Raw genomic sequence first — 4,643 nt, forward strand, 5'->3', positions numbered from 1 at the left:
CGCTCAACTGTTCCCCCCTGTCGCATTGTTGATATTGGGAATTGCACTCAACCGTTTGTGGTCTAACTTTCAAAAACTTATGTAATAAGGTGGTCAGATGTTTAAACGTAATAATAAGAAGTCACCTGCCAATATCAAAGAATCGCTTGATGAGAACGCTGACCGTTTCTATAAAATGTTCCGAATCCATACCACGTCAAAAGTGGTTATTTCACTGCTGGCATTAGCCGCCGCAGGGGTTTCGGCCTTTAATATTTACGATAAGTATCAGGAATCCGAAGGACGAATGGATCATATCGCCGTCGTGCGTATCTCGGGAGAAATGGGTACCGGTTCTGAGGTCGGCGATGGATCTGTGATAGCCACAGCACTGGCGAAAGCGTACAACAACCCACATGCCAAAGCCGTCATTATTGAAGCTGAGTCAGGTGGCGGCGGTCCTTCAGACGCGATTATTATTTACCGCCAGATTAATGCACTACGAAGCCACCAGCAGAAGATTGAACGGGTTTCACATGCCGAATCCACAAGCAAGCCCCGTAACACGAGTGATCACAGTGCTTCACGTTCGCAGGCCGATAGCAATGCCGAACTGTCGAAACGTAATACGCTGGACGTTCTCTCCGCCGGGAGTGGGCATTTCATTTCTGATATGGAAAACAGCTACAAGCCTATTATCGTCAGCGTCAAAGGAATTTGTGCGTCAGCATGCTACTACGCTGTGTCCCCTGCTGACGCCATTTATGCAGACAGTAGCGCTCTGACCGGTTCGATCGGTGTCCGAATGGATCACTGGAACCTGTCTCGCGTTATGGATACTGTCGGCGTTAAAAATGAGCCACTCACCGCCGGGGAGTTTAAAGATGCACTCGACCCCTATCATCCACTTTCTGATGCCACCCGCGATTTTATGCAGAAGCAAATCCTGGATGCAATGCACGAACAATTCATTGCGGACGTTGAGCAAGGCAGGGGTAAGAAATTATTAAGCCGTCCGGAGGCTGATGCTGTCGCACTGTATTCCGGCAGGGTATGGACAACGCAGCAGGCGATCCGGTACGGACTCATCGACGGTGACCTGACACCTGTCGAAGTCCGTTCACGCCTGTCCCAAATGTACTCAACCACTATCTTCAAGACGTACAACGAGCCACAACGGTCGCTTCGCTCCGCGCTCGGGATGTTAATGAGTCTGTCGACTAACGTCGAAACGCTGGCAGGAACAACCTCTCGGATACTTGATTCTGTTCAGGCCACCAGCTATCCGACGGTGAGATAAGATGGATGCAATTTTGATGGTGTGGCGAGTGATAGGAATCAGCATTATTGTCCTAGCACTCATTGTGCTTTACTGCCTGATGGGATTTGTATCGTCGGCCATTGCTGAACGCAGGACAGCCAGACAGATTGAAATATACCTGCCTGATGATGCAGAAGGGCTTCTGAGCGACTTAACGCTGCCGGTCAATGCCACCGGCACCACGCAGATTGATCACGTTCTTATCGCCTCTCATGGACTCTACGTCATCGAGCAGAAGAACTATGCAGGAAAGCTCTATGGGAAGCTGGAGGAGAGCCACTGGCGAAAATGGAAATCGTCAGGGACACTAAAGTTACAAAACCCGTTCAGGCAGAACTACGGGCACATAAGGGCCATTCAGTCCACGTTACGCGCCAGCGAGCTGGAGTGTATCAATGTTGTCATCATTAACGGCCCCTGCAAGTTTGAAGGTGAGAAGCCAGACTGGCTTTGCATGGGTATGGAGGAGTTCGTTCGGAAAGTCACTGAGAGGCGCCAGTTAAATGTATTCAAGCCTGAAGCAGTAAGTTTTATCCGTGGAGAGCTGAAGCTAAAGAGAAAGCCTCCGGGCCTTTATACTGATTTGAACCATATCCACAACGTTACCACTCGATACAAAACAACCATGCGGCTGGAGCAGCGTATTACCTATAACCTTTTGCGCTTTTCTCGGCTTATACTGAGTAAAATGTTCAGATCGGCAAAGTAAAAAAAAACCCTGCAAATGCGGGGTTTTTTATGGATTCAACTCCGGAATATTTTGCCACGCTTCCTGCATAATTCGCATGGCCTCCCCAATCGATAGAGACGGCCATAAAGCGGCGTCAGTCATTTTTACGCCAACCGGCTCACATTCGATAGGGACAAGAATTAAAACAACGCGAGTCCCTTTTATCTTATACCCGAGATTGACTACCGGCTGTCTGTAGGTAGCCAGAACTCCTGCACCGTACTCCGCAGGTTTGCTGGCCCAGCTCCGCACCAGAGCGTAAGCCTGCGGCATATAGCGATTATCCAGATCTCCCTGCGGCCGACGAAAAGGCACGATGTCATCGGAACGGTAAATAGTGGTGGTTACGTTTGCCGTTGTCATTAATCAACTCCTCGCATCCGACTTTATTGAATCTGAAAGTAAAGGGTTTCACGATCAGTTCCCAATCGTGGACACTGATAGTGTGGCTAGAATTTTTGCTCCATTTGTTGAGCTTCAAAATCTCTTGCAGCCTTCAAGAGTGACCCGCCACTGTAGTACTCCAGTTCAGAAATATCATCCTCTTTATTCAACCATTGTGGGGCGGCTTCATTGCCGGTCTTACCTGTACCCACATCGCTATTATGGCTTCGAGGCATCACTACGGCTTCCACTTCTTGATAAACGCCATTGCGTTTCACTAGGATATTAACTGTTTTCGGTTTGCTGTACTTTTCGCGGACTTTATTAACCAGATATAGAACGATAATCCAGCCCACCAGCACGTAAAGAAAAGTATTCATATGCCCTCCTTTGTATGAGTCTACTATACCAGGTTCCGTTCCAGCCCAAATAGGTTCAGTGCATGAAAAATAGGCTTTCCCGTCCGAATCTGCAAATCCACTCTGGCGTGCCTTTGCTGCCCTGCGTGAGATTTTCTTTCCGGTTGCGTATGACAGATTCCGTAAAGTTACTTTCTATCCGTCTTGATTAAAACCAGATCCTCTGACTTCACCATCCACCAGCCAGAACCACGGACGCAAAACCATTACGAAAAAATCCGTCAACTTTACCCCCTGTCGATAGCCCCCCGACAATCGGGTGCCTGCACCCTGTATCAATCACCACCGCCCCCACATCCGCCACCAGCGTCCCCACTGTCGCCCCCAACGCCAGTGTCTGAGTAGCCGGAGATTAAGAAGAAACCACTTTCGCCTGTGTTCGCTCCACTCTTACTGGACTGCGTAAACTGACGCCCTCCGCCCTGGAAACGGTAAAGTGCCTTTTTATTACGGAGACAGAGGTAAAGACAAACAGCAACATAGAGGATTAATGCAATATTGAGTAACATCACAAAACTCCTGTGCGTCATCGTTAATGGACTCGGTATTTATATTAAAGTCCCTTGTTCTTAAATTTTGTTAACACGCCCCTTTTCTCCCGACCGCAAATTATTATGGAGCGAGTCCGTCACAGACGACACCGCAGTCGTCAGCCAGACATATCCACCACGCAGGCCATGAGGTACCGAAGATTTCTTTCCGGATGCCAGATCTCTTTTTAGTTCCCAGCATCATCACCGCCCCCGGCTAAACCATCTGCATGAGGCCAGGCTTACACCACCAGCTGCGGGCCCCGGACAGCCCAATGATCCTTTTTCCGTATGCCAGCTCTGAGTGCTGAGCCCACAAAAAAGAAACCCGGTGTTACCGGGTTCTTGTGCTAATCAACTGGCCTTCAGCCCATGGCTTTGCAGGTAGCTATTGAGCGCATCATTGGCACCGGATTCATAATTCCAGTTTCGCCAGACCAGCTGGCTGTCGTGGTCGCGATGATCACGGATGACAATCTGGAAATGGCCTGCTGGCTGGAGGTTTTCGATAAAGACGTTCTGGTACCCAGCGGCGACAGTGCGTGCCTGAGCCAGTGTTACCGGTGATTCGCTGCTGAATAAATCGCTCATAAGAATTTCCTTCATAATCGCCAGGCCGGAGCCTGGCTAGGGGTGTCAGGCCGCGAGGTGTTTGGCGAGTTTAACGAAGTGGTCTTGGTTGTTGTACAAAGGCATCTGATAGGCCAGGTCCGAAATAAACATCCGGATCTGGTCAAACGTCATGCCGCAGTTGAAGCCAGTTTCGCTGACATTAGCCCGTGGAAAATCATCGCAAAATTCGTTTAACACCTTGTCATGGACAATGCCGATATTAAGGAGTCCGGCAGGACCGTTATCACGGAAAGACACAACACGGAATGCGCCATACCAGCCCGACTGGAAAAAGAAGGTAAACGCCTGGGTTGCAAGTCCGTTAAAGAGCTCGTAACGCTGGCTGGCACTCAGTGACTGGCTGTCCATGCTGTACACGCGATTGATAAAGACGCCCGGGCCGATGTTTGCGGGGATCTGCCCGTAAGCAATGCACGGCATGGCCATTTCAGATGCGTCTTTGGTATCATCAATCACTTTATATTGCGCGGCGATAATATCCGCCAACATTGAGCCGCCAAGTGCGCTAATTGCTGCGATGTCATTAACCTGAATATTTAAAGTTTTCATATTTCACCTCATTGTTTTTCTTATTATTTCATATTCAGCCTCGTGGCTAACAACCTGATGTGAAATATTTAATAAATTCATCAGTAGGACAAACACAA

7 protein-coding genes are annotated in these 4,643 nt (G+C 49.0%); 2 read left to right on the plus strand and 5 right to left on the minus strand.

The genetic code is table 11. The features are described 5' to 3' along the window. Positions 1 to 97 precede the first annotated feature (97 nt). Positions 98 to 1,279 carry a S49 family peptidase gene (locus tag OQV04_RS23540; protein WP_000476771.1) on the plus strand — a complete coding sequence of 394 codons (1,182 nt, stop codon included), beginning with the start codon at positions 98 to 100 and terminating at the stop codon, positions 1,277 to 1,279. Between the two features lies 1 nt (position 1,280). Further along, the gene (locus OQV04_RS23545; protein ID WP_029396059.1) at positions 1,281 to 2,009 is read left to right on the plus strand and encodes a nuclease-related domain-containing protein; all 729 of its coding nucleotides are present in this window, start codon (positions 1,281 to 1,283) and stop codon (positions 2,007 to 2,009) included. A 27-nt stretch (positions 2,010 to 2,036) separates the two neighbouring features. Here OQV04_RS23545 and OQV04_RS23550 read toward each other — a convergent pair whose 3' ends face one another. From OQV04_RS23550 to OQV04_RS23570, 5 genes are all read right to left on the minus strand, one after another. Continuing rightward, positions 2,037 to 2,393 carry a hypothetical protein gene (locus tag OQV04_RS23550; RefSeq protein ID WP_039026430.1) on the minus strand — a complete coding sequence of 119 codons (357 nt, stop codon included), beginning with the start codon at positions 2,391 to 2,393 and terminating at the stop codon, positions 2,037 to 2,039. 86 nt (positions 2,394 to 2,479) lie between these two features. Then, positions 2,480 to 2,794 (minus strand): hypothetical protein, encoded by a 315-nt coding sequence (locus OQV04_RS23555; RefSeq protein ID WP_001091369.1) that lies wholly within the window; start codon positions 2,792 to 2,794, stop codon positions 2,480 to 2,482. Between the two features lie 314 nt (positions 2,795 to 3,108). Continuing rightward, positions 3,109 to 3,342, minus strand: a complete 234-nt coding sequence (locus OQV04_RS23560; RefSeq protein WP_000925845.1) for a hypothetical protein — start codon at positions 3,340 to 3,342, stop codon at positions 3,109 to 3,111. 375 nt (positions 3,343 to 3,717) lie between these two features. Continuing rightward, a complete protein-coding gene (locus OQV04_RS23565; protein ID WP_001281327.1) occupies positions 3,718 to 3,954 on the minus strand; it encodes a DUF905 family protein in 237 nt (78 codons plus the stop codon). A gap of 45 nt (positions 3,955 to 3,999) precedes the next feature. Beyond that, positions 4,000 to 4,545, minus strand: a complete 546-nt coding sequence (locus OQV04_RS23570) for a hypothetical protein (protein WP_000854589.1) — start codon at positions 4,543 to 4,545, stop codon at positions 4,000 to 4,002. Positions 4,546 to 4,643: the final 98 nt, after the last annotated feature.

The organism is Escherichia sp. Lx600-2 (assembly GCF_036662595.1).
GTDB classification, from domain to species: Bacteria; Pseudomonadota; Gammaproteobacteria; order Enterobacterales; family Enterobacteriaceae; genus Escherichia; species Escherichia coli.